Source organism: Paenisporosarcina sp. P4_D4, from assembly GCF_056401835.1.
In genome coordinates this window covers 1-1,530 of the sequence record NZ_JBFUIO010000276.1, presented here as the reverse complement: position 1 = coordinate 1,530, position 1,530 = coordinate 1, and the positions used below count along the sequence as shown (strand labels likewise).

Annotated in this window: 1 protein-coding gene; it reads right to left on the bottom strand. The window is 39.2% G+C overall.

Annotation, left to right across the window (positions count from 1 at the left end; all coding sequences use genetic code 11):
• Positions 1-29: 29 nt before the first annotated feature.
• Positions 30-1,530: GLUG motif-containing protein (locus AC1DSL_RS18055; RefSeq protein ID WP_477533302.1), on the bottom strand; the 1,501-nt coding region annotated here is incomplete at its 5' end.

Here is a 1,530-nt window from a genome sequence, read left to right as displayed (position 1 = left end):
GATTACTTCCCGCTGAACTGAACAATTGATTACTTTAATACAGGACGTTTTAATGTTTCATCCCATTTCCAAACCGTTTCAAAATCCCAACCTAATAACTCACTGTACGTCTCAATCGTTTCGATTTCTTCTTTTGTTTTACTTAATCCTGACACACTGGATCCAGCATTTTCTTTTGTTTTTTCCACATTAACGATCGATCCATTATAGGCAAAGTTATTTTCCAAAATTGCCGTATGTCCGCTTAATATACGACCGACGACTCTATTCGCATAAGGAGATGTTACAGTTCCATTTAATGCAATCGTATTTTTCACAGCTGTATTGTTGTAACCATATCCGGAAATACCACCTGCATTACTCTTAGTGGCACTCACTTTACCAGTAGCATACACATTCTCTGTCAAACTTCCAGAATTCGTGATACCTACCAGTCCACCAGCTTGACTCCCAGTTGCCGATACATCTGCGTTGGAGTAACTATTTCGTATTACAGCATTTGAGTAACCAACTAATCCACCTACTGTATTGGCCCCAGTTACTTTACCTGTCGAATAACTATTTTCGATCGTTCCATTGTTAAGATTCACTAGTACACCAGTTTGAGAAGCGCCGTTTTCTCCGGTTACATCTACATTCACCATCGCGATGTTATGGATAGTTCCACCATTTAAATGAATAAGCGCACCTGAAGTTGATTTGAAATTGATCAGCTTTTTCCCGTTACCATCAAGTGTTCCCATAAATGGTGCATCAACAGCAAATGGTGTTAGCACTTCTCCTGTCAAATCAATATCATTTTCCAAAGTATACTTTTCATTTAAATAATCATCTATTTGCTTAAGGTCTTCCGCCGTTCTGATCATGTAGAATCCATTTTCATCCTGATCCAATGATGGTTTTCCTGCCCCATTGTTTTCCGTAAGTTCTTTATTCCCTATTAATATAGGTCGATCTGCGTTTTCATCCCACGTCCATACGTGATTAAAATCCCAGTCAAGATCTTCAAACGTTGCTTGATCTTTAATGGCATCTTCACTCTTACCAAGACCTTTTTCATTATTTGGATTTTCCTGAGTGATTGCCTCTTTGCTGACAATCATCTTCTCTTTTGCGATGTTATTTTCTAATTCCGCCTTTTCACCAGCCAACACTCTTCCTACAATTCTATTAGCTGCGGTAGTCGTAATTACTGAAGTATTCAATGCAGCACTGTTCTGTATCACTGTATCACCATAGGCGTAACCACTGATTCCACCTGCATTGCTTGCTCCTGCTGTTACAGTACCAGTTGCATATACATTTTCTGTAATACTTCCACGGTTTGTAATCCCAACCAAACCACCCGCTTGTTTTTCATTTGCTTTTACATTGGCGGTTGAATAACTGTTTCTAATTATTCCGTTTGAATAGCCAACTAGGCCTCCGACAGTCGACTGTCCCTTGATAGCACCTGTCGTGTAGGAGTTTTCAATCGTCCCATTATTTACATCTACCAGAATTCCTACATCATTCGTTTCTGTAGTAATG